This window comes from Streptomyces sp. NBC_01190, from assembly GCF_045039895.1.
Classification (GTDB): Bacteria; Actinomycetota; Actinomycetes; order Streptomycetales; family Streptomycetaceae; genus Actinacidiphila.
This window is the reverse complement of record NZ_CP108580.1, coordinates 7377516-7401593: the sequence shown is the minus strand read 5'-3', so window position 1 is coordinate 7401593 and position 24078 is coordinate 7377516. Positions and strand designations below refer to the sequence as shown.

The window sequence follows — 24078 nt, the reverse complement described above, 5'->3', positions numbered from 1 at the left end:
CGCTCAGGGGCTTCCCGGCGTACGGCTGGGGATCGGTTGCCGAGGGTCCGGGCCGGGCGCGGCCGGCTCGCGGGCGTCCACGGGCGCGAGGCGCTCACCGCGGGGCAGGAGCAGCGGGCTGGTGAGGATGAGCAGTCCCGCGACCGTGAGGGCGGTACGTGGGCCGGTGAGGCCGGCGAGCAGCCCGCCGAGCGCGGTGCAGACCGCGATGGACGCCTGCTGGCCGATCGACCAGGCCGACAGGGTGCGGGCGATGAGGTGCCCGGGGGTGTGTTCGAGCCGATACGTGGCGAGTACCGGGGCGTACAGGCTCATGTTGATGATGATCGCCAGCTCGACGGCGATCACGGTGACCAGGCCGACGACGCCCGGGCGGACGAACACCAGGCCGATCAGCCAGATCGCGCGCAGGGTGCCGACCGTACGGAAGACCCCGTGCCGCCCGTAGCGGGCCACGACCCGGCGGGCGAGCCGGGAGCCGATGAGTCCGCCGACGCACGGCGCGGCGAAGGCGAGGCCGTACTGCCAGGGCGGGAAGCCGAGTTGGCGGAGGAGGAGGACGGCAAGCAGCGGCTCGGTGGCCATGATCAGGCCGGCCACGAGCATGTTGTTGAGGTAGAGCGCGCGCAGCACGGGGTGGCCCAGGATGTGCCGCCAGCCGTCGAGCAGCGCACCGGCCCGGACCGGGCTGCCGCCGGGCGTGCGCGGCGCCTCTTCCCGGCGGCGGATCGCGGTGATGCCCAGCGCGGAGAGCAGATAGCTGAGCGCGTCGGCGACCACGGTGGTGACCGGCCCGAACAGGCCGATCGCCGCGCCGCCCAGTGGTGGCCCGACCGCGATGGAGCTCCAGTTCGTCGACTCCAGGCGCGCGTTGGCCACCAGCAGGTCATCCGGCCCGACCAGGGCCTTGAGGTAGGCGCCACTGGCCGCGTTGAAGGCGATCTTGGCCGCGGCCACCACGGCGGAGACCACCAGCAGTTGGGCGAACCCGAGCCGCCCGGCGGCGTAGGCGGCCGGGATCGTCGCCATCGCCGCGAACCGGGTCAGGTCCATCGCGATCATGACCGGCCGCTTGCGCCGGAACTCCACCCACGGCGCGAGCGGCACCGCGATCAGCGCGCCCACGGCCGGCCCCACCGCGGACAGCGCGGACACCTCGGCGGGCCCGGCGCGCAGCGCCAGCACGGCGATCAGCGGGAGCGCCCCGAACCCCAGCCCCGACCCGTAGGCGCTGACCGCGTATGCCGCCCAGAGCCAGCCGAACGGCCGCCCCAGGGATCGTCTCGCCACCACGTTCCGTACCTTCATTCCGTCCGCCGCACCCCGCCGTTGGATCGCTGCGCATCAAATCAGCGGTGGTCAGCGCGTATCAAACAACCGGGGCGGCGGCGAGCCACAACCCCCGGTTGTCCCCCGTAGGGTCGCGTGCGTGGATCTCGATACCGTGCGCACCTTCGTCGTCGCCGCGGACGCCGGCCAGTTCCAGGAGGCCGCCGCCGCGCTGTCGATCACCCAGCAGGCCGTCTCCAAGCGCATCGCCGCGCTGGAGAGGGAGCTGGCCGTGCGCCTGTTCACCCGCACCGCCCGCGGCGCCCGGCTCACCATCGACGGGCAGGCGTTCCTGCCCCACGCCCGTGAGCTTCTCCGGGTGGCGGAGCGGGCCGACGCGTCCGTCCGGCCGGGCCGGCGCGCGCTGCGGGTCGATGTCGTCAACCGGCGGATCGCGCCGGCCGGGCTGCTCCAGGACTTCTACCGGGCGCATCCCGGGATCGAACTCGATGTCGTGACGCTGGACGCCGATATCGACGGCGCGATCGCCGCGGTCGAGGCCGGGACGATCGACGCCACCTTCCACGGCGTTCCCGCGCGACAGCGCCTGCCCGCGGCCATCCGGGCCGCCCGGGTGATCGACGAACCGCACCAGCTCCTGGTCGGCCCCCGCCACCCGCTGGCCGGGGCCCGTGCCGTCAGCCCGTGGGAGCTCGCCGGCCACCGGATCCGGATGCCCGGCCTGGACGCCCGCGGTGAGGTGGCCGCCTACTACGAGGAACTCGCGACCGTCTTCGGCCTCACGATCGACGTGGTCGGGCCGGTCTTCGGGAACGAGGCGCTGCTGGCCGAGATCGCCGGCTCCCCGGCCCTGGCGACCCTGGTCGGCGAGCGCTCCCGGTATCTGTGGCCGGACAGCTACGACCTGCGGCGGGTGCCGATACGCGACCCGGCGCCGGTCTACCCGATGTCGCTGATCTGGCGCGGCGACAACCCGCACCCCGGGCTCGTCGAACTGCGCGGATACCTCGGCCTGCGGCGGACAGCCCTGCCCGACGCCGGGGTCTGGACGCCCACGTGGGCGCGAAAGGGCGGCGGGTCCCTTTGAGGTCCCGCCGCCCTTTCCTTCAGGTTCCCCGGGATTCCTTCAGGTTCCCCGGGATTCCGTCACGACCGGCCGTACCGGTCGGGTGCCGTCGATCAGTACGCGGAGTTCACGTTGTCCATCGAGCCGTACCGGTCGGCCGCGTAGTTACAGGCGGCGGTGATGTTGGCGACCGGGTTGTAGATGTTCCACGACGTTCCCGCCACGTGATAGTGGTTGAAGGTCGGGTTGATCACCTGGAGCAGGCCCTTGGACGGAATTCCGTTCTTGGCGTTGATGTCCCACAGGTTGATCGCGTTCGGGTTACCACTCGACTCGCGGATGATGTTGCGGTGAATGCCGCTGTAGCTGGCCGGGATCCCCTTGGCGTGCAGGATGTCCAGCGACTGCCGGATCCAGCCGTCGAGGTTGTTCGGGTAGGTCTTCACGGCCGGCCGGTGCGCGGCGTGCGCCTTCTTGGCGGGCGCGGGCGCGGCGGCCTTGTGCGCGGCCGCGTGCTTGACCGCGTGCTTGACCGGCTTGGGCTTGGCGGCCGGCTTGGCCGGGGCGTGCTTGGCGGCCGGCTTGGCGGCCATGGTGTGCGCCGTGGGCACGACGACGGTCTTCATACTGAGCGTGCCACCCTCGGCGCTCTTCGTGACGGCGTCGCCCGCCGCACCGGACTGCGTACCGAGCCCCGCGACGTGCTGGCCGGCGGAGACGGAGAACCCGGTGCGGGCGCTCGCCGCGGTCGCCGACGAAGCTTCCGCGGTTGCTTCCAGTCCGGTGACTGACAGCACAAGAGCGGTGGCGGCGAGTGCGCCGGCCGTCGTGATCTTCTGCTTCTTCGACAGCCGGTTGAACTTGGAGAACGTGGGGAGCTTGTTCGGGATCGTGGTGAGCTGCATACGAGACTTACCTCTTCCGTTGAGCGGACCCGTGAATTCTTAATCGCTTCGAATTCACGGGTCAAAGAGCGCGTCTACGAATATGCTTCGTAGCCGGCCGCGGAAGGGGCGCCGAATAGTCCGGGTATCGTTTGCAGCGCAGGGGTGCGGGATACTAAGCGCCTTGCTATGTGACGCACGTCCTATGGATGGAATCACGAAGGGCCGGTCGCGGCGTCGCTTTATGTGACCCGTGCGGCGCGTTATGTGCCCGCTTTTAGGTCGGGGGCGCGCGAGCGCGCGGGGGGGCCGCGGGGTTTCCTCCGGACCCTCGTGCGCGCGCCTGCGGGGCGAAATCATCGGATGTGCGTGGAGCAGTGGCCATCGGGCGGGCTCGGGTTGGCCGGTTCAGAGCGTGTGCGATCCCTTGACAGCGGATACGCACGGGCCGAACATTCACGCAAACATCGGATGTAAGTGCGGAGGGAAGGACTCGCCCGTGTCACCAGAAGGCTCGATCACGCGGAGGCTGCTGCGCCGTGTCGGCCCGCTCGGGGCAATCCTCAGTCTGACGATGGTGGGACCGGCGGTTCAGGCCGCCACCGCCGCGACCGCCGTCACCCTCTACGCCTCTCCCTCCGGCGCCGGCTCCGCTTGTTCCGCCGCGGCCCCCTGTTCGCTGTCGGGCGCCCAGAGCGCGGTGCGCTCGCATGTTGCGGCGAACGGTTCCGCGGACGTCAGCGTGCTGCTGGCCGACGGTACGTACCGCCTGTCGAGCACCTGGACCCTCGGCGCCGCGGACTCCGGCACCGCGGGCCACCCCGTGGTGTGGAAGGCGGCGCCGGGAGCGCATCCGGTGATCTCGGGGGCCTCGCAGATCACCGGCTGGACGCAGGTCGGATCGAGCGGCGTCTGGTCCGCTCCCGTACCCGGCGGGAGCAACAGCCGCCAGCTCTACATCGGCGGGCACGAGGTGCCGGTCGCGCAGGCGTCCCCGGCGAGTCTGGGATTCCGCGGCTCGTGGACCGGCTCTTCGACCGGCTACACGATCTCCGCCGACCAGGCGGCGATGGCGTGGTTCGGGTCACTGACCGCGAGCCAGGTGGCGGGAGTCGAGTTCGACTACCCCGGTGGCAACGGGCCCTGGACCGAGTCGAGATGCCGCGTGGCGAGCTTCTCGGCGTCGGCCGGGACGCTGAAGATGAGCCAGCCGTGCTGGACCGACGTGACCGCCAGGGCGTCCTTCGCCCAGGGAAGCGGCGGTCTGCCGTCCATGTCGAACAGCACCATGCCCGCGCTCGTCGAGAACGCGCAGGCCCTGCTGGGGTCCGGGCAGTGGTTCCTGGACGGCGCCGGCGGCACGCTCTACTACAAGCCTTCCGCGGGCCAGCCGATGGCCGGCCTCGAGGTGGAACTGCCGCGCCTGGAGTCACTGGTCCGGGGCGCCGGTACGCTTGCCGCGCCCCTGCACGACCTCACCTTCAGCGGCCTCCAGTTCTCGTACGCGACCTGGAACGCCCCCTCCACCAGCTCCGGTTTCGCCGACGTGCAGAGCAATCTGCGGATGACCGGCGCGAACAACCAGAGCATGTGCACCTTCTCCACTCCCGCGGGAAGCTGCCCCTGGGGATCGCTGACGCAGCCGCTGGCGAACGTCGCGTTCAGCGCCGCCAAGAACGTCACCCTCACCGGCGACCGTTTCGCCGAACTCGGCGGCGCGGGGCTGAGCGTGATGTACGGATCCGCCAACACCCTCATCCAGGGCAATGAGTTCACCGACATCGCCTCCACCGCGCTCCTGCTCGGCTGCACCTACGACCCGCTGCCGACCGACTCGTCGGAAGCCGCGGGCATCAAGCAGAACTGCGCCCCCGACGCCTCCGCGGTCAGCGGCGACACGATCGGCGCCAACGAGATCCTCACCGGTACCACCGTGTCGGACAACATCATCCACCGCATCGGCACCGACTACTCGTCGGCCAGCGGCATCACCCTGCTGTTCTCGCAGCACACCACCATCACCAGGAACAATCTCTACAATTTGCCCTACACCGGCATCACCGCCGGCGTCGTCCAGGGCCATGTCGACCAGGCGAGCACCCCGCGGAACAGCACGAACATCAACGGCTCCAACGCCATCAGCGACAACGTCATCCACGACTACCTGTCGGTCCGGAGCGACGGCGGCGCCGTGTACGTCGAGGGACACCAGGCGCAGTACGTGTACCAGGCGGACGGAACCACGATCGACCCGGCGCAGACCCTGGCCAAGGGCCTTCAGGTCACCGGCAACGTCGCCTACGACGGTCCGACGACCAACTTCACCTACTACGACGACGCGGGTTCGGAATGGGTCAACTGGCAGGGCAACATCGCCTTCAGCGCCGGGGCCAGCGCACAGGGCGGTTGCAGCCCGACGGGCCACTTCTGGATCACCGGCAACTACTTCTCCGCCAACATCCAGTCCTACCCCTGCGCCCAGCCGGTCGACACGCACGCCAGCGGGAACACCACCATCCCCGCCGCCCCCAAGCCGAGCGACCTCCCCAGCGCGCTGCTGAGCGCGGCGGGCCGGGGTTCCGGCTCCTTCGCGCCGGTGACCACCGTCAGCCCGGGCATCTTCTACGTGTCACCGACCACCAACGCGACGCAGGTGCTCGTCGCCGGCGAGGGCTTCGGCCCCGCGACACCGGTGTACGTCGGCACCACCCAGGCCGGCAACGTGACCCATCTGTCCAGCGGGTTCATGATCGTCCCGATTCCGGCCGGCACCACCGCCGGGCAGATCTCCGTCACCCCGCAGGACCCGAGCGCGACCCGGCTCAACGACACCGACAGCAGGATCACCTACAGCGGCTTCTCGTACGCGAGCGGCCGCACCTTCGGCGACTACCAGAGCGACGTCCACTACGCGACGGCCAACGGATCGACGGCTTCGCTCACCTTCACCGGCACCGGGATCCAGGTCTACGGCGAGCAGTTCACCGACCAGGGAAACGTCGGCATCAGCATCGACGGCGGATCGCAACAGGTCGTCAGCACCACGCCGAGCGACGGCGCCCGGCACGCGAACGTCGCGGTCTACACCTCCGGCACCCTCGCCTCGGGCACGCACACCATCGTGGTGACCAAGCTCTCCGGCCAGTACGGCACCCTCGACGGCTTCACCACCCGGGCCTGAGCCGATGAGTACACCCGCCCTGACAGCGCCGTCCCCCGGGTCGAGGACCCGGGGGGCGGCGCCGCGTGGTGTCGAGGTACGGCTACTTCGCCGTGAAGGTGGCGCTGTTGGCGTTCCAGCCGCCGACGTCCTCGGCCAGGGTCAGGACCTGCCGGCCGGCCGGCAGGGTGACCGTGGCGGTGACGTTCGTCCAGTTCTGGAAGCCGCCGGTGGCCGGGATGTTGACGGCCCCGGTCAGGTTCTTACCGCCGGCGTCGGAAAGGTGGAAGCCGTCGGTGACGGCGGCGGGAGCCGCCACCCGGAAACTCACCGTGTAGGTCCCCGCGGCGGCCGCGTCGACCGTGTACCGGAACCACTGGGCGCCGCCGGTCCAGCCGAGGTCGTAGCCGCCACCGGAGTCCGCGGTCGTCTCCAGGTCGATGCCGTCGGGGCGGTAGCCGTTGCCGCTGCCGTTGGCCGACGCGACGGAGTAGGCGACGCCCTGGCCGCCGGTGTCGTAGTTCTCGGCCTGTACGGTCCCCGGCACCGCGGCGGGGGACCCGCCGAACGGCGCCTCGCGCGAAGTACCGCCCTGCCAGCTGTTGCCGCTCGCCGTCACGGTGAAGGCGCCCGAGTTGTTGGTGAACGCCGAGGCGCCGGAGCGCAGCCCGGTGACGCTGTTGCCGGTGACGGTCGCGGAGCCGGTCGGCGCCGGGTAGAACGGCGGCGAGATGACGATGCCGCCCCGCCAGGGCGAGACGATCGTGTTGTCCTGCACCCTGGTGCCGGTCGAGGTGGAGAAGCCGACCGCGTCGTACACCGCGCCGCTGACCGTGTTGCCGGACACGGTGACGCCGCTGACGGTGCCGGAGTTCTGGCCGTCACCGCCGTTGCCGATCTGCACGGCCGGCTGGCCCTGGCTGTAGGCGTTGCCGCCCGACCGCAGCACGGTGTTGCCGGACACCGTCGCGCCGAGCAGGTCGCTGCCGTTCACGCCGAACCGGCCGGCGCCCAGGCCGATGTAGCGGGCCGTGTCGCTGATGTAGTTGTCCTGGACGAGATGGCCGCTGCCGCCGTAGATCCCGATGCCCTTGCCGCCCCAGGGGGCGATGAGGCTGTTGTGGGTCAGCGTCACACCGGACATCGCGGTGTAGTAGATCTTCCCGTTGCCGTAGTCGTTGTACGCGACCGAGTTGATCGCCATCGCGTCGTCGCCGGTGCCGCGGACGTAGTTGTTGGTGGCGGTCAGGTTGCTGCCGGTGGTGCCGTTCAGGGAGACGTTGTTGAGGTTGATGCCGTCCGCCCAGATGGCGGTCAGCCGGCTGTTCTTGACCGTTCCGCCGGAGCCCGACGCCCAGAAGCCCGACTCGACGTGCTGGCTCCAGATGTTGTCGGCCACCCAGTTGGTGCCGGTGGTGTCCATGGCGCCGCCGGCGCCGTCGACCGTGGCGCGGCTGGTCGCGTTGGAGTCGATGTGGAAGTTCTCGACCGTGCACGAGGTGACCGAGAAGACCGCGCCGAGGCCGACGCTGTTGGGCAGCGGCACCGACCGGTAGACGGTGCTGTACCAGGGTCCGGCGCCGGCGATGGTGATGCCCTTGGCCTGGAGCCCGTTGGTGCCCTTCAGATAGAAGGTGCCCTGCGGGATCCACAGGATCTTGCCCTGGGACTGCGCCTGGTTGATGCAGTTCTGGATCGCCCCGGTGCTGTCGACGGCCTGGCTGTCGGCGGATCCGTTGGTCGGGTTGTCGTCCGCCACGGCGCCGCAACCGGTGATGGAGATCGAGTTGGCCGGCTGGGCGAGCGGCGCCGGCGGATTCTCCACATCGACGGAATCGATGTCGTAGAAGGCGGCGCTGTTGGCCGCGTCCTTTTTGAGGGAGATCGTGCTGCCCGGCGCGACGGGGGCTCCGGTGATGAACGTGCTCGACTCGTCGAAGAAGTCGCGGCTGTCGCCGTCGGCCGGATTCTGGTCGTTGCCGTTGTAGTTGTTGTTGCCCTCGTAGAGCCAGCTTTGCTTCGAGTTCAGATTCAGCGGCTGACGCAGTACGCCGTTGACGTAAAGGTCGAGTGTGGCGGTGATTCCGCCGCCGGCCGCGGAGTCCGGAATGCTGGCGCGCACGTTGATGGCACTGACCGACTGCCCGGTATTGTTCGTCCACTGCACGGACTGCCCGGCCGCTGACAGGTGCACATACGCGTGGCCGGAGGCCTCCAGGGCGGCGGTCGCGTACTGGTTCGTCGGCGCGGCGGTCAGCGACACGGTCTGGGCGCCACCGCCGAGGGTGCCGCTCTCGGCTTCATAGCTGGTGAAGGGGGTGCTCGCGCCCGCGGCACCGGCAGCGGCGGTGGCCCGGGGTGCCGCCTTGGCGTGCCCGGCGGGGACGGTGGCACCGTCTGCCATCCGTATCCCCACCAGCGCGAAGGCGGCGGCGACGGCGAGCGTCGCCACCGCCGCGCCGGCCCGGTGCCGGCGCGGCTTACTTGCCGTGGTCGTCAACTGCGTACCTTTCTGCATGATTTCGCGGTCGCCACGATTACGCGTCATCATCCGCAGGCTCAGCAGCTTGGCGGGTCCGGTCGCGGCGGTCACGAAATGGAATGTCGTCCGGTGCGGGAACATCCACCGATCGGACGAAAGTGGGGGGTTCGCATTCCATGCGGCCAGCTAGGACTCTAGGGTTGCGCTAGTCAAGCGTCAAGGCGGGGCTTCCCGCACCGAAGGTATATGGTCCGAAATGTGCGGCGCCGCGGCCATCGTGTGCGCATAACGCGTGCCGAGTAGGGCCGACTTCCCTTTATTACCGCGGAGTTGCGAATCCGGGGTGGTGTTCTCAGCGCGCGCCGGGATCCGCTCCGTCCGCTTCGTGCGGTTGCTCGGCGTCCTGGGCGAGGCCGTCGGGGTCCTCGGCGGCGGGTTCGCCCGGTGTGAGGGTGAGGGTGAGCGCGCGCCGGACGGTGACATCGGGCGGCAGGTGGAACTCGCCGATGTCCTGCCAGCCCCAGGAGTAGAGCGAGGCGTACCCGGCGAGGTCGCTCTGGCTCACCAACGTGACGCCGACGGACGGCTGGTGGCCGGCGAGCAGCCGGCGCTGGAGGTGACCGGCCAGTCCGCGCTCGCGTTCGTGGCGGTGGACCAGGAGGTCGGTGACGGCGAAGACATCCCCGGCCGCGGTGAGTTCGGCGATCCGGTGCGGGAGCGGTCCGTGGAATCCCAGCCACCAGGAGCCGTCCGGCGGGACCGGGAATCCGAAGACGGCGCCGACCAGCACCGATGCTTCTCCCGGCCCGGCCGTCGCCTCCGCGATGATCGTCTCGAAGCCGGGGCGGCCGCTGTCCTCGGTGAGCCGGCGCAGGAATCCCTCACGGGTGTCGTATGCGTCGTCGCCGTCCGCCACGGAGGATTCGGCGAACAGGTCGGCCAGTGCCGCACGCCGGTCCTCGGCCTCCGCGCGGCTCAACGCGCGCAGGTGCACCACGCCGCCGGTGGACGGCTCGTAGTCGTCGATCGTCTGTATCTGTTCTGCCCTGGTTTCCGCCATCGGACTCATTCCTCCCGCGACCGCGGACGCGAGGCCGAAGCCGGCCGGCACGGCGGCGGCTTCGTACGCGTCATCGGGTCGCTCACCAAAGGGACGAGAAGGCGGACCGTCCGCCGACCGTGCCGACAGCGGACAGCCCGAAGCAGTGATCGTGAGGATTCGGACCAGCGTCGGGCACGGGTGTCCCGCGCGGGCAACCCTCCAGTGATTGGCTCAGTACCGGAGTGGTGTGCAGGTCGTTTTCTTCGGTCAGCGTGATCAGCGGCCGGTCATTCGTCTGTCGTCTACCACGAACTCGGTCCTCGAAACGCCACGGACGTGGGGCCGGGCCGCCAACGGCGCCGGCGGCGCCCGGACATCGGTGTCGTGGGCCGAGGGGCCCATTGCCCTTGGGTCGTCGCGGCTCCTACAGTGAAGAGTCCGCGAGGCTCCCCGCTGCGGAACGCGCACCGGGCAGTCCCGAGGACGGGTGAGATCGGGACGGCTCTCACTGTCGATCGATGCGGTACCTCCGACGACGGGCAGCCCATGGGAATCGACCTCTCCGACGACGAACGCGCCTCTCTGCGCGGTTCGTTCGCGATCCTTGACACCCCCTACGCATGGCGACAGGTCACGTCGCGTTTCAGGGACGAGGTACCGCCGAGGGAGCGGACCAGCCACGTCCACGTCGTCCCGTTCATCGGCGAGCAGGCGGTGTTGCTGCGTACGGAGGAAGACGGCTGGTCGACGCCGGGCGGCACCCTGCTGGAGGGTGAGGCGATCGACGCGGCTGTCTCGCGGGAGATGGCGGAGGCGATCGGTGGCCGGGCCGAACGGTTCGAGCTGTTCGGGCAGTGGGACAGTTCGACCACACAGCAGACCCCCTACCGCCCGTGGCTGCCGCATCCGCACTTCGCCCTGGCCCTCGGCTGGGCGGATGTCGTCATCACCGGTCCGCCGGAGTTCCGGGGCGGCGTCGAGGAGAAGACGGTCCTGGAGATCGCCATCCTCCCGATCGAGGATGCCGTCGAGCGCCTGACCCGCAACGACCGCCCCCACTTGGGGGCGCTCTACTCGCTCGCCCACCAGGTCCGCCGGGCGAGCGCCCGCTGATCCCCCCGCGGTGCGCGGCGGCCGGCGGTTCCGCCCCGCGGTGGCCCCGGACTCAGGCGATCCCGTTTCCGCGCGCGAGCAGCAGTGCCACGTCCACCACCGCGACGCAGACCGCCGCCGCGAACGCCGTCCGCTCCCAGCGCCGTCCCAGTACGGTGCCCGCCGCCGCGATCAGTACGGCCGCCCCGAACCCCGCCGTGCCCCACGCCCCGGGTGGTCCCGGGGGTCCCAGCGCCAGGACCGCGGTGGCGGCCACCAGCGGCACCGGCAACAGCAGGCGCGCGCGGTCGGACCCGAGCCGGTGCGGCCACCCCCGTACCCCCAGCGCCAGATCCGCGCGGATGTCCGGCAGCGCGTCGCCCAGGTGGGACCCGACCCCCAGCAGCGCGCCCGCGGTGACGATCCACCAGGCCGGCCGGGGGTGTCCGGGCAGCCCCAGAGCCACGAAGGCCGGCAGCGCGGCGAAACCGATCGCGTAGGGCGCACAGGACCACGCGGTGGCCTTCAGCCGCAGGTCGTACGCCCACGCCGCCGCCACCCCGGCCAGGTGGACGGCGCCCGCCCACCAGCCGCAGGCGAGTGACAGGGGTACGCACAGCGCCAGCGCGGCGAACGCGGCCACCCACACCGCCCGCGCCCCGATCCTGCCGTCGACCACCGGTTTGCCCCGGCGGTCGGCGGCGATGTCCCGGCGGGCGTCGAAGGCGTCGTTGCACCAGCCGACCGACAGCTGCCCGGTCAGCACGGCTGCCGCCACCAGGACGCAACGCCCCGCGCCCTGGCCGGCGGTGACCGCCAGCGCCGACATCAGCGCGGTGACCGCCACGACGGGCCCGGGATGGCACGACCCGGCCAGGGCGGCCGCACGGCCGCCCCAGCGCGCCGGTGCGCCGCCGGCCATCACCCGCTCGGGAGTAACCACCGGCTGATCGTAGGCGTCACCGTCCCCCGGCCCGTGCAGGGCCCGTCCGGTCCGGGAGAACGATCCGGGCCGGCGGCCCGGCATCGAAAGCCCCAGCCTGGGCAGGGACGTTGAGCAGATAGCCCGCAAGGCAGGAGCTCTATGACCCGGATAGCCGCCGTTCACGGTGTCCTGGCACCACACCGGCACGCCCAGAGCGAGATCACGGACATGGTGGCCCGCACCTGTCTGCCCGAGGGCGCCGACCGCCGCGTCCTGGACCGGCTGCACAGCAGTGCCCGGGTCCGCTCCCGCACCATGGCGCTGCCCCTTCCACGCTATGCGGAACTCGACGGCTTCGGCGCCGCCAACGACGCCTTCATCACCGCCGCCACCGAAATGGGCGGCGCCGCCGTCCGCGGCGTCCTGCGCCAGGCGGGGCTGGCCGCCGCCGATGTGGACCTGCTGATCTTCACCTCCGTCACCGGCATCGCCACTCCCTCGATCGACGCGCGCCTGGTCGGCCGCCTCGGACTGCGGCCGGACGTCAAGCGCATGCCGCTGTTCGGCCTCGGCTGCGTCGGCGGCGCGGCCGGCCTGGCCCGGATGCACGACTACCTGCTGGGCCGGCCCGGGCACGTGGCGGTGCTGCTGTCGGTGGAGCTGTGCTCGCTCACCTTCCAGCGCGACGACGCCTCGATGGCCAACCTCGTCGCGGCGGGCCTCTTCGGTGACGGCGCCGCCGCGGTCGTCGCACGCGGGGCCGACCGTACGGACACCGGCGCCGGTACCGGTCCGACCGTTGTCGACACCAGAAGCCACCTCTACCCGGACACCGAGCGGGTCATGGGCTGGGACATAGGCGATTCCGGCTTCCAGGTCGTCCTGGACCCGCGGGTCCCCGACGTGGTCCGGCGGCATCTCGCCGACGACGTACGGGGTTTTCTGGGCGACCACGGACTGAAGCCGGAGGACGTGACCGCCTGGGTGTGCCATCCGGGCGGCCCCAAAGTGCTGGAAGCGGTCCAGGAGAGCCTCGAACTCCCGCCGGGGGCGCTGGATGTCACCTGGCGGCACCTGGCCGACGTGGGCAACCTGTCCTCCTCGTCGGTGCTCCACGTGCTGCGCGACACCCTGGCCGAACGCCGCCCGGCAGCCGGCACCCCGGGCCTGCTGCTGGCGATGGGGCCCGGCTTCTGCTGCGAACTGGTCCTGCTGCGCTGGTAGTCCGGAGGAAACATGATCTGGTACGCAACGCTGGTGGCCGCCGTCGCCGCCGAGCGCGTCGCCGAACTCGTCGTCGCCCGCGGAAACGAGCGGTGGAGCCTCGCCCGCGGCGCGACGGTCAGCGGGCAGGGCCACTATCCGGCCATGGTCGCGCTCCACACCGGTCTGCTGGCCGGCTGCCTGGTCGAGGTGTGGCTGGCCGACCGGCCCTTCCAACCGGTACTGGGGTGGCCGATGTTGGGCGTTCTGGCCGCTTCCCAGGCGCTGCGGTGGTGGTGCATCGGCACGCTGGGGCCGCGCTGGAACACCCGGGTGATCGTCGTACCCGGCCTTCCCCTGGTGACCGGCGGCCCCTATCGCCTGTTGCGGCATCCGAACTACGTCGCGGTCGTCGCCGAGGGAGTGGCTCTGCCGCTCGTGCACACCGCGTGGGTCACCGCCGCGGCGTTCACGGTGCTCAACGCCGTTCTGCTCGGCGTGCGCGTCCGCTGTGAGAACGAGGCACTGGCCGCCTGCCCCGGTCCGGCCCTCGCCGCGGCGCGGGACGCGGGGTCGTGATCGATGTGCTGGTGGCCGGCGGCGGACCGGCCGGCCTGGCCGCGGCCATTCACGCCGCGCGCGCCGGGATGGAGGCCGTCGTCGTCGAACCCAGGACCGCCCCGGTGGACAAGGCCTGCGGCGAGGGCGTCATGCCCGGCGGTGTCGCCGCGCTGCGGGCGCTGGGCGTTGACGTCACGGGCCGCGAACTGCGCGGTATCCGCTATCTGGACGCCGACGGAGCCCGCGCGCAGGCACCCTTCCGCGACCGGACCGGGCTGGGCATCCGCCGGACGGCGCTGCACTCGGCGCTGCACCGGCGTGCCCTGGACCTCGGCGTGCGGATCCTGCCGGGCAAGGTCGGCGAGGTGGGCCAGTGCGCGGACTCCGTCACCGCCGCGGGAATCACCGCCCGCTGGCTGATCGCCGCCGACGGCCTGCACTCGCCGCTGCGCCGCCGCTTGGGCCTTGATCTTCCGGCCCGCACCATCGGCCGTTACGGACTGCGCCGGCACTACCGCGTCCAGCCGTGGACGGACTACGTCGAGGTCCACTGGTCCGCGCACGGCGAGGCCTATGTGACACCGGTCGGCGACGACCTGGTCGGCGTCGCCGTCCTCAGCCGCCGCCGCTGCGGGTACGACGAGCACCTGGCCGGCTTCCCCGCCCTCGCGGCGTCCCTGCACGGCCCGGCCGCCACCCCGGTCCGCGGCGCGGGACCGCTGCGCCAGCGGGTCCGGCGCAGGACCGCCGGGCGCGTTCTGCTGGTGGGCGACGCCGCCGGCTACGTCGACGCGCTCACCGGCGAAGGCATCGCCCTGGCCCTGGCCACGGCCGGCGCCGCCGTCCGCTGCCTGGCCGCGGGCCGCCCACAGGACTACGAACGGGCCTGGGCGCGGCTGACCCGGCGCCACCGGCTGCTGACGCTCGCCCTGCTGACCGCGAGCGCGCGCCCCGGCACCGCCCGCCTCGTCGTTCCCGCGTCCTCCCGGCTGCCGGCCGTATTCGCCGCAGCGGTGCACGCGTTGCAGTAGACCCGCCCGCCGCGGCTACTGGCGCGGACTCAATTGGCTGCCCCGCACCCTCCCGCACGCCCCGCCGACGGTGCCCGACAGGTGGCCGCCGCGCGGGCCGGACCGCCCCGGACCGTCCCTGAGCACCCCGTTTCCCCCCTGTATCCGGTTGATCAGTAATCGTCCCGCACCCCATTGACATGCATCCACCACGCGTTCTTAATGATCACCGGTGTGCCCGCCGTCGTCCTGACGTCGCGGGAGTGCCTTCGGACGACCCACGGGAGTGGCTGGTGCGCAGACGAGGAAATTCGGGCCCCACGACGGATCGGAAGGGGCCTGGCGCGCTGGCGCTGCTCGGCGCCCTGGCACTGGCGGTGCTGGGCCTGCCGGCGCCGGCGGCGGCCGCGGCGCCCGCGACCCCGGCGGCCCACGCCGCCACCGGCACGGAGACCGCGGCCCCCGCCCCGGCCCCCGTGCCGTACAAACCCGTCTGCGGCACACCGGAACCGGGCCAGTACGCCTGCTTCGCGCTGCGCCGCACCGACCTGCCCGCCGCCCGCGGCGCGCGCGCGGCGGTGGCGCCCACCGGGTACGGCCCCGCCGACCTCCAGGGCGCCTACGACCTGCCGGCCGACGGCGGCGCCGGACAGACCATCGCGATCGTCGACAGCTACGACGACCCGGCCGCGGAGTCCGACCTCGCCGTCTACCGCGAGCAGTTCGGGCTGCCCGCCTGCACCTCGGCCGACGGCTGCTTCACCAAGGTCGACCAGCGCGGCGGCACCGACTACCCGGCGCCGGACACGGACTGGGCGGGCGAGATATCCCTGGACCTCGACATGGTCTCCGCCGTCGCCCCCAACGCGCACATCCTGCTGGTCGAGGGCGACGAGCCGAGCAGCGACGACCTCGGCGCGGCCGTCGACACCGCGGTGGCGCTGGGCGCCAAGTACGTCTCCAACTCCTACGGGAGCGACTACCGGGGCGGCCCCGGCAGCGGTGAGGATCCCTCGGACACCGCCGCGCTCGACGCCTACTACGACCACCCGGGCGTCGCGGTCGTCGCCTCGTCCGGCGACTACGCCTACGGCGTCTCCTACCCGGCGGCCTCCCCGTACGTCACCTCCGTCGGCGGCACCTCGCTGACCCGCGACGCGGACAGCGCGCGCGGCTGGACCGAGGCGGCATGGGCGAAGGCGGGCTCGGGTTGCTCGCTGTACGAGCCCAAGCCCGCCTTCCAGCAGGACACCGGGTGCGCCAACCGCGCCGTCTCCGACGTCTCCGCGGTCGCCGACCCGGCCACCGGCGTCGCGGTCTACCAGACCTACGGGAACACCGGCTGGTCGGTCTACGGCGGCACCAGCGCGTCGTCGCCCATCATCGCGGCCGTGTACGCGGACGCGGCCACCCCGGCGGCCGGCACGTACCCCAACGCCTACCCGTACGCCAACCGCGCCGGGCTCAACGACATCACCGGCGGCAGCAACGGAAGTTGCGACCCCGCCTACCTGTGCCGCGCCACCGCGGGCTACGACGGCCCGACCGGCCTCGGCACCCCGAACGGGCTGCAATCCTTCCGCACCGGGCCGCACGGTCAGCTCTCCGGAACACTCACCGACAGCGCGACCGGCAAGCCCGTCATCGGCGCCACGATCTCCTCGGGGACCGACGCGGCCCGTACCGACGCCCAGGGGCATTACTCCCTGGCACTGTCGGCCGGCGGCCATGACGTCACCGCCACCGCCTTCGGCTACGCCACCCGCACCCTGAAGAACATCGCGATCGGCGACGGCGCGTCCGTCACCCGGAACATCGCCGTCACCCGGGTGCCCAGCGAGACGGTCTCGGGGAAGGTGACCGACGGCTCCGGCCACGGCTGGCCGCTCTACGCGAAGATCGGCGTGGCCGGCGATCCCAACGCGGTCTGGACGGACCCCGCCACCGGCGCCTACCGGGTGACGCTCCCCCGCGGCGCGGACCTCACCCTCGACGTGGCGGCCGTGGCGCCCGGCTACCGCGCCCTGACCAAGGACATCCACGTCGGCACCCGCGCCCTGACGGCGGACTTCGCGCTGACCGCCGACCCGTGGGTCGCCACCGCGCCCGGCTACGCCGTCCACCTGACCGGCAGCACCGAGACGTTCGACTCGTCCACCGCCCCGCCGCGGGGCTGGACGGTCACCAACGCCGACGGCACCAAGGGCGGCTGGGAGTTCGACGACCCGGCGGGCGAGGGCAACAGCACCGGCGGTGACGGCGCGTTCGCCATCGTCGACAGCACGTACTACGGCTGGGACCAGCACCAGGACTCCGACCTCACCAGCCCGGTCTACGACTTCACCGGCAAGGACACCCCCGAGCTGGCCTTCGACAACATGTACACCTACAACCCGGCGCGGATGGTCTTCGACGTCCAGGCCACCGACGACGGCGGCGCCACCTGGTCGACGGTCTGGACCCCCGACGACACCGTGTACTACGCCGGGCCCACGCCGGTGGTGGTGGACCTCAGCGCCTACGCCGACGCGCCCGCGGTGCGACTGCGCTTCCACTACGCGGCGTCGGGCGCCTGGTACTGGGGCGTCGACGACGTCTTCGTCGGGCAGCGCGACTTCACCCCCACCCCCGGCGGCATGGTCGTCGGCACCGTGAAGGACGCCAACTCCGGCCTGCCGGCGACCGCCGCCACGATCACCGACGCCGGCGACCCGGCCGTGTTCACCCAGACGGTGGCCACCCCGGAGGACCCGACCCTGGACGACGGGTACTTCTCGCTCTTCACCCCCGGCCCCGGCAAGCACACCCTCACCGCGACCAAGAGCAACTACGCCGGCCAGAAGCAGGCGTTGACCGTACGGGCCGACCGCACCACCCTGGTGTCGTACGCGCTGAAGGCCGGCCGGCTGTCGGTGGCCCCCGGGACCCTGGACGCCACCGCGGCACGCGGCAAGCGGGTCTCCCGGAAGCTCACGATCACCAACACCGGCACGGAGCAGGCCACTTTGACGCTCGGCGAGCAGGACGACGTGCTGCTGCCCGACGCCGCGCAGGGCGCGTCACTCCAGCGCGTCAAGGGCACCTATCCGCTCGGCCGCGTCCCCACCCGGGCACCCGCCGGGTCCTCGCCGGCCGGACACACGGCGCCCACCCCGGCCAACTCCTGGCAGAGCGCGCCCGACCTGCCGGTGGCCCAGATGGACAACATCGCGGACAGCCACCAGGGCAGGCTCTACGCCGGCTTCGGCGACCCCGGCTTCTCCATCGGCGGCGAAGGTGACAGCGACGAGCTGTACGTCCTCGACCCCGGCGCCGACACCTGGAAGCAGCTCAGCAGCGCCACCGACACCCGCGAGGCACCGGGCCACGGCTTCATCGGCGACAAGCTGTACATCGCCGGCGGCTGGGGCGCCGACGCCAACCCCGATGCCAAGCTGGAGGCGTACGACACCACCACCGGCACCTGGACGACGGGCGCCGCGGAGCCGCGCCCGCACGCCGGGGCCGGCAGCGCCGTCCTCGACGGCAAGCTGTACCTGGTCGGCGGGTGCGACGTGTCCTGCGGCGTCGCCGACGTCAACGTCTACGACCCGGCGACCGACAGCTGGGGCCAGGCCGCGGACTACCCCGAGCCCGTCTCCTGGGTGTCCTGCGCCGCGATCGGCGGCAAGCTCTACTGCGCCGGCGGGGCCACCGACGCGGGGAACATCCCGCACACCTACGTCTACGACCCGGCGTCCGACGCGTGGTCACGGCTGGCGGACATGCCGCTGCCGCTGTGGGGCTCGGCGTACGCCGCGGCGGACGGCCTGCTGCTGGTCTCCGGCGGTGTCGACGACGGCGCCCTGAGCAATCAGGGCTTCGCCTACGACCCGGCCAAGGGCACCTGGAGCGCGCTGCCCAACGCCCCCACGGCCACCTACCGCGGCGGCGGCGCGCTCGGCTTCTACAAGGTCGGCGGCGGAACCGGCGGGGTGTCCGTCACCGGGGTGGTGGAGAACCTGCCCGGCTTCGCGGTCGACCCGGCCTCCGACGTCCCCTGGCTGAAGGAGAGCACGCGGCGGCTCACCCTGCGCCCGGGGGCGAAGGCCACCGTGACCGTGACCCTGGACGCGGGCGCGCCCGGCGTGACCGGTCCTGGTGACTACCGGGCCCGGCTCGACTTCGGCACGGACACGCCGTACGCGCTGCCGTCGGCCGCGGTGACGCTCCACGTCACCGCGAAGGGCCGGCGGTCCTGATCACGAGCGTCGCCGCGGCGTACGGGGCCTGACCCCGTAGGCCGATGGACCTCCGGTGCGGTGGGACTGTCCCTGGGACCCACCGCCCGGAGGTTTTCGGCGTCCCCGGGGGTCAGCCCCGCCCGCGCGCGTCGGCGGCCGGGTCAGCGGTGTCGGCGACAACGGCTTCGGCGGCTGGGGTCGCCGCCCGCGCGGCGGCGAGCGCACCGTCCTGGGCGCAGGATCAGCAGCGCGAGGACGGCGGCCGCCGCGGCGGTCAGCGGGATCGAGGCGATCAGCCAGCCGCTGCCGAGGACGCGGACGGACGCCCGGGCTACCGGATCCGCGTCTGCGCCGAGCGGCCGGAGGTCGACGCGGGTTCCTTCACGCTGCGCGCGCCCTGGGGGCTGGACGGGCTCAGGGGAGCCGACACGATCATCGTCCACGACTACCCGCCCACCCCGCACGGCGCGACCTTCGAGCGGCTGCTCACCTGGTTGCAGGCCAACCTGGGCCGCGATCTCACCCTCGCTGACATCGCCGCCACGCCGGCACCAGTACCCGTACCCTGATGCGCCGGTTCCGCGAACAGACCGGCACCACCCCGCTCCAGTGGCTCCACCGCGCCAATATCCGCCAGGCCCAGCACCTGCTGAAAACCACCCGCCACTCCGTCGAACGCGTCGGCGCCCAGGTCGGCTTCGGCTCCCCCACCGCTTTCCGCGACCGCTTCAAGAAAACCATCGGCGTCAGCCCCCACGCCTACCGCCGTACCTTCGGCTGACCAGGACTTCCCCTCAACCGCGCGGCACGCGCGGCCACTTACGACGAAGTCCGTCACAACTGCCCACCGCGGTATCACCAGTCATGGCCGACGTCCGCGTTTAGTCATATTGAGCCCGTCACCGGAGAGCCGGTCCGACCGGGTCATATCGCCCAACTGCGCAGCCAGCGAGCCTTTCTGACGCTTTGTTCGGGCCTACGGAAGCCTCCGGCATGAGTCTTGACTTTCGCTCATAGCAAGCTAAACAGTGGGTGCGCGAGTTGCCATCAGTCCGGTGAGCCGCCGCGGTGCGCGGTGCTTGGTACGCGAGGGAGACACCTATGCGCTCCGGAAGACGCACATCAGTGGCCGGACGGGTGCTGGCCGCGGCCGTGGCGGTGAGCGTGGTCACCGGGGTGCCGGCGGTGGCGCGGGCTGACGCGCACGGAGCGGTGCGCGCCGCCGCCGCCTCGACGCAGCCGGTCTACCTGAACACGCACTACTCGTTCGCCGAGCGGGCGGCCGACCTGGTGTCGCGGATGACGCTCGCCGAGAAGACGGCGCAACTACAGACCAACAGCGCGCCCGCCATCCCGCGGCTCGGGGTCCAGCAGTACACGTACTGGAGCGAGGGCCAGCACGGCATCAACCGGCTCGGTGCCGACACCGCGGCGGGCAGCCAGGGCGAACTCGACGTGACGGCGACCAGCTTCCCGGTGAACTTCGCGTCCACGATGTCCTGGGACCCGGAGCTGACGTACCAGGAGACCACGGCGATCTCGGACGAGGTGCGCGGCTTCCTCGACAAGTCGCTGTGGGGAACGGGCCAGAACAACCTCGGCCCGTCCGCGTCGGACTACGGCGATCTCACCTTCTGGGCGCCGACGGTCAACATGGACCGCGATCCGCGCTGGGGGCGGACCAACGAGTCCTTCGGCGAGGACACCTACCTGGCGTCCACGATGGCCGACGCGTTCGTCGACGGGTATCAGGGACAGACGATCACCGGCCGGCCGCGGACCCCGTATCTGAAGGTCGCGGCGACCGCCAAGCACTACGCGCTGAACAACGACGAGAACAGCCGGCACACCCAGAGCGCGAACACCACCGACGCGAACATCAGGGACTTCTACACCAAGCAGTTCGTCAGCCTGGTGGAGAACGCACATGTGTCCGGTGTGATGACGTCCTACAACGCGGTGAACGGCACCCCGGCGCCCGCCGACACCTACACGGTGAACCAACTGCTCCAGGTGACGTACGGATTCGGCGGATACACCACCTCGGACTGCGGTGCGATCGGCGACGTCTACTCCTCCGGCGGCCACAACTGGGCGCCGCCGGGGTGGACCACCAACGGCACGACGTGGACGAACACCACCACCGGCCGACAGGTGCCCGCGGCGGCCGGCGGGCAGGCGTTCGCGCTGCGGGCCGGCACCCAACTGAACTGCGCCGGCGGGGAGCTGACCACGCAGAACATCGACGCGGCCATCTCGCTCGGCCTGTTGTCGCCCGGGGTGATCGACAGCGCGCTGACGAAGCTGTTCACGGTCCGGATGCGGACCGGCGAGTTCGACCCGGCGGGCAAGGTCGCATACACCAGGATCACCAAGGCGCAGATCGAGTCGCCCGCCCACCAGGCGCTGGCCGAGAAGGTCGCGGCGCAGGACCTGGTGCTGTTGCGGAACAACAAGGTCCCGGGCGCCTCGTCCCCGCTGCTGCCGGCGAACCCCGCCAAGCTGAACAACATCGTCATCCTCGGCAATCTGGCGAACACGACCACGCTCGGCGGCTACTCGGGCAAGCCGACGCTCCAGGTCGACGCCGTGCAGGGGATCACCGCGGCGGTCAAGGCGGCCAACCCGTCGGCGACGGTCACCTTCGACGCCTGCGGTACCTCGACCACCGCCACCACGCCCGCCGCGTGCTCGGCCGCGACACAGAGCGCGGTCAAGGCGGCTGACCTGGTGATCGTGGTCGTCGGCTCGGACCTCGGCGTGGCCGACGAGGGCACCGACCGGTCGACGGTGGCGCTGCCCGGCAACTACGACTCACTGATCAGCCAGGTCGCCGCCCTCGGCAACCCCCGTACCGCGCTGGTCATGCAGGCCGACGGACCCTACGACATCAAGGCCGCCCAGCAGGACTTCCCGGCGATCGTGTTCAGCGGCTACAACGGCGAAAGCCAGGGCGCCGCGCTCGCCCAGGTGCTGTTCGGCCGGCAGAACCCGTCGGGGCACCTCGACTTCACCTGGTACGCCGACGACTCCCAGCTCCCCGCGATGGACGACTACGGGCTCACCCCGTCCGAGACCGGCGGCCTCGGCCGCACGTACACCTACTTCACCGGCAAGCCGACCTACCCGTTCGGATACGGCCTGTCCTACGCTCACTTCGGGTACTCCCACATCACGGTCGGTCCTGGTGCGGTCACCGCCGACGGCACGGTGCGGGTCGGTTTCGACGTCACCAACACCGGTACGGTCGCCGGTGCGACCGTCGCCCAGCTCTACGCGGCGCCGGAGTTCACCGTGCCGGGTGCGGAGTTGCCGAAGGAGAAGCTGGCCGGCTTCCGGAAGACGGCGGTGCTCGCGCCGGGGCACACCCAGCACGTCACCCTGTCCGTCAAGGTCGCCGACCTCAGCCAGTGGGACGAGAGCGCCCTGAAGCAGGTCGTCCGCAACGGGGCCTACCAGTTCCGCGTCGGACCCGACTCCGCCACCGTGGCCGGCTCCGGCACGGTGCGGGTGCGGGGCGCCATCACACCGCGGGTGCGATCGGTCACCGTCCAGCCCGACCAGGTGGACTTCAAGCCCGGCGACACCCTGGACCTCACCGCCACCAACCCGTGGATCGCGCCGGACACCGACTCCGCGCTGGAGCAGCCGCACGCCAGTGCGGACCACATCGTCGAAGCGGCGGCCGACGACCAGTCGTTCGTCGACCTGTCCCACGCCCACGTCGGCTACCGCACCAGCGACCCACGGGTCGCCACGGTCAGCCGCACCGGCGTGGTCACCATGCGGGCACCCGGCGCCGCGACGATCGAGGTAACCGTGGGCGGCGTGACCAGCACCGCCCCGATCGTGGTGCGCGAGCCGTTCGGTCTGCGGGCGGCCGGCATCGTCAAGGCCAACACCACCATCACCGCGACATCGATGTTCACCAACACCGGTGGGCAGACCGTCCACGGCCTGTCGATGCGCCTGAACCCGCCGAGCGGCTGGACGGCGACGGCGACCTCACCGGTCTCGCTGTCCCGTGTCGCGCCCGGCCGGACCGTGACGGCCACCTGGCGCGTCACGATTCCGGGCACCGCCAGTCCCGGGACCAAGGCGGAGCTGGACGCGACGGCAATGTTCACCGGCGGCGCGGGTACGTACACGGAAGCCGCGGTCAGCGCGCTCACCGTGACCTCGGGTGCCACCCCGGAACAGGTCACCCCGGTGATCACCGCGATGAGCCCGCCGACGGCCTCGCTCCAGGTGGTCGTGAACAACCCGTCGGACACCCCCACCACGGTCACGGCCGTCAAGTGGAAGCTCGGCAGCGCGTCGGGCACCCAGCCGGTGAGCGTGACCATCGCCCCCCAGGCGTCGGCCACCGTGGATGTGCCGGTGACGGGTGTCAGCTTCGCCACGGTCTATCCCGTCAGGGTGAGCAGTGTCATCTCCGGCGATCTCTCCTCGGAGTCCTTCTCCGGGCATGTCACCTTCCTGCCCGTGGTCAACAAGAGCCTCGGCACGTCGTGGACGCTCTCCCAGGTCCAGGACGGCCCGTCGGTGGACCTGGCCGCGGACGGCGACTGGCAGTCGCTGGACGCCTCGCAGCCGTACGGCGGCCCGTCCGATCTGTCGGGCAAGGTGTGGCTCGACTGGGACGCCAGCAACCTCTATCTCACGGCCGACCTCACCGATGACGTCCTCTCCGAGCCGGCCACCGGGGCCGACATCTGGCAGGGCGACTGCTTGCAGTTCGCGGCCACGTCGGGCGTGCCGGGTTCGTCGGCCACGGAAAGCACCGCGTCGGTCAACGGCCACTACGAGTACGGGGCGTCGCTCACCTCGGTCGGCGAACAGCTGTACCGCTGGATCGCGCCGACCGAGGGCAGCGGGCAGGTCACGAACGCGACCGTCCATGTGACCAGGGACGACTCGACGCACACCACCCTGTACGAGCTGGCGGTGCCGTGGAGCGACCTCACCTCGGTCCAGCCCGCGGCGAACAACGTGTTCTCCTTCTCGCTCGACGTCAACGACAAGGACAACGGGGTCCGCAAGGGCTACACGCAGTGGGGCGAGGGCATCGGTTCGAGCAAGGATGTCGCCGGCTTCAACATGGCCCAGCTGATGCCGGCGAGCAGCGGGTCGTAGCCGC

General features: G+C 71.6%; 13 protein-coding genes and 1 pseudogene. 9 read left to right on the top strand and 5 right to left on the bottom strand.

Annotated features, from left to right (window positions below):
- Nucleotides 1–3 precede the first annotated feature (3 nt).
- Nucleotides 4–1293, bottom strand: a complete 1290-nt coding sequence (locus OG519_RS31105) for an MFS transporter (protein WP_405590958.1) — start codon at nucleotides 1291–1293, stop codon at nucleotides 4–6.
- Nucleotides 1294–1429: 136 nt separating this feature from the next.
- Here OG519_RS31105 and OG519_RS31100 point away from each other — a divergent pair, with 136 nt between their 5' ends.
- Nucleotides 1430–2377, top strand: coding sequence for a LysR family transcriptional regulator (locus tag OG519_RS31100; RefSeq protein WP_405590955.1), 948 nt, complete (start codon nucleotides 1430–1432; stop codon nucleotides 2375–2377).
- Nucleotides 2378–2469: 92 nt separating this feature from the next.
- Here the strand turns inward: OG519_RS31100 and OG519_RS31095 are convergent, their stop codons facing one another.
- The gene (locus OG519_RS31095) at nucleotides 2470–3261 is read right to left on the bottom strand and encodes a transglycosylase SLT domain-containing protein (RefSeq protein ID WP_405590952.1); all 792 of its coding nucleotides are present in this window, start codon (nucleotides 3259–3261) and stop codon (nucleotides 2470–2472) included.
- 478 nt (nucleotides 3262–3739) lie between these two features.
- On the opposite strand from OG519_RS31095, the gene OG519_RS31090 reads away from it, so the two are divergent.
- Complete coding sequence (locus OG519_RS31090) at nucleotides 3740–6421, top strand: hypothetical protein (protein ID WP_405590949.1); 2682 nt, start codon at nucleotides 3740–3742, stop codon at nucleotides 6419–6421.
- A gap of 82 nt (nucleotides 6422–6503) precedes the next feature.
- Here OG519_RS31090 and OG519_RS31085 read toward each other — a convergent pair whose 3' ends face one another.
- On the bottom strand, nucleotides 6504–8993 hold the full coding sequence (locus OG519_RS31085; protein WP_405590946.1) for a carbohydrate-binding protein: 2490 nt from the start codon (nucleotides 8991–8993) through the stop codon (nucleotides 6504–6506).
- A 241-nt stretch (nucleotides 8994–9234) separates the two neighbouring features.
- Nucleotides 9235–9942 carry a hypothetical protein gene (locus OG519_RS31080; protein WP_405590943.1) on the bottom strand — a complete coding sequence of 236 codons (708 nt, stop codon included), beginning with the start codon at nucleotides 9940–9942 and terminating at the stop codon, nucleotides 9235–9237.
- A 528-nt stretch (nucleotides 9943–10470) separates the two neighbouring features.
- On the opposite strand from OG519_RS31080, the gene OG519_RS31075 reads away from it, so the two are divergent.
- The gene (locus OG519_RS31075; RefSeq protein ID WP_405590940.1) at nucleotides 10471–11037 is read left to right on the top strand and encodes an NUDIX domain-containing protein; all 567 of its coding nucleotides are present in this window, start codon (nucleotides 10471–10473) and stop codon (nucleotides 11035–11037) included.
- 52 nt (nucleotides 11038–11089) lie between these two features.
- On the opposite strand, the gene OG519_RS31070 is transcribed toward OG519_RS31075, so the two are convergent.
- Complete coding sequence (locus tag OG519_RS31070) at nucleotides 11090–11938, bottom strand: UbiA family prenyltransferase (RefSeq protein ID WP_405593129.1); 849 nt, start codon at nucleotides 11936–11938, stop codon at nucleotides 11090–11092.
- Between the two features lie 162 nt (nucleotides 11939–12100).
- Here OG519_RS31070 and OG519_RS31065 point away from each other — a divergent pair, with 162 nt between their 5' ends.
- The 6 genes and pseudogenes from OG519_RS31065 to OG519_RS31040 all read left to right on the top strand — a co-directional run bounded on the left by OG519_RS31065 (nucleotide 12101) and on the right by OG519_RS31040 (nucleotide 24074).
- Entirely contained in the window at nucleotides 12101–13165 is a 1065-nt protein-coding gene (locus OG519_RS31065; protein ID WP_405590938.1) for a type III polyketide synthase, read from the top strand.
- A 12-nt stretch (nucleotides 13166–13177) separates the two neighbouring features.
- On the top strand, nucleotides 13178–13723 hold the full coding sequence (locus OG519_RS31060; protein WP_405590935.1) for an isoprenylcysteine carboxyl methyltransferase family protein: 546 nt from the start codon (nucleotides 13178–13180) through the stop codon (nucleotides 13721–13723).
- Nucleotides 13720–14736, top strand: a complete 1017-nt coding sequence (locus OG519_RS31055; RefSeq protein WP_405590932.1) for an NAD(P)/FAD-dependent oxidoreductase — start codon at nucleotides 13720–13722, stop codon at nucleotides 14734–14736. Before OG519_RS31060 ends, OG519_RS31055 begins: the two co-directional genes overlap by 4 nt.
- Before the next feature lie 272 nt (nucleotides 14737–15008).
- Nucleotides 15009–18956 (top strand): carboxypeptidase regulatory-like domain-containing protein, encoded by a 3948-nt coding sequence (locus OG519_RS31050; protein ID WP_405590929.1) that lies wholly within the window; start codon nucleotides 15009–15011, stop codon nucleotides 18954–18956.
- A 299-nt stretch (nucleotides 18957–19255) separates the two neighbouring features.
- Nucleotides 19256–19719 (top strand): annotated as a pseudogene (locus tag OG519_RS31045) (AraC family transcriptional regulator); the annotation flags it as partial.
- A 320-nt stretch (nucleotides 19720–20039) separates the two neighbouring features.
- Nucleotides 20040–24074 carry a glycoside hydrolase family 3 C-terminal domain-containing protein gene (locus OG519_RS31040; RefSeq protein WP_405590926.1) on the top strand — a complete coding sequence of 1345 codons (4035 nt, stop codon included), beginning with the start codon at nucleotides 20040–20042 and terminating at the stop codon, nucleotides 24072–24074.
- Nucleotides 24075–24078 lie beyond the last annotated feature (4 nt).

What these genes read in the sequence shown, in the direction of transcription:
- OG519_RS31095 (WP_405590952.1), bottom strand. Translation starts at nt 3,261, where the DNA reads ATGCAGCTCACCACGATCCCGAACAAGCTCCCCACGTTCTCCAAGTTC.
- OG519_RS31080 (WP_405590943.1), bottom strand. Translation starts at nt 9,942, where the DNA reads ATGGCGGAAACCAGGGCAGAACAGATACAGACGATCGACGACTACGAG.
- OG519_RS31075 (WP_405590940.1), top strand. Translation starts at nt 10,471, where the DNA reads ATGGGAATCGACCTCTCCGACGACGAACGCGCCTCTCTGCGCGGTTCG.
- OG519_RS31070 (WP_405593129.1), bottom strand. Translation starts at nt 11,938, where the DNA reads ATGGCCGGCGGCGCACCGGCGCGCTGGGGCGGCCGTGCGGCCGCCCTG.
- OG519_RS31065 (WP_405590938.1), top strand. Translation starts at nt 12,101, where the DNA reads ATGACCCGGATAGCCGCCGTTCACGGTGTCCTGGCACCACACCGGCAC.
- OG519_RS31060 (WP_405590935.1), top strand. Translation starts at nt 13,178, where the DNA reads ATGATCTGGTACGCAACGCTGGTGGCCGCCGTCGCCGCCGAGCGCGTC.
- OG519_RS31040 (WP_405590926.1), top strand. Translation starts at nt 20,040, where the DNA reads ATGCGCTCCGGAAGACGCACATCAGTGGCCGGACGGGTGCTGGCCGCG.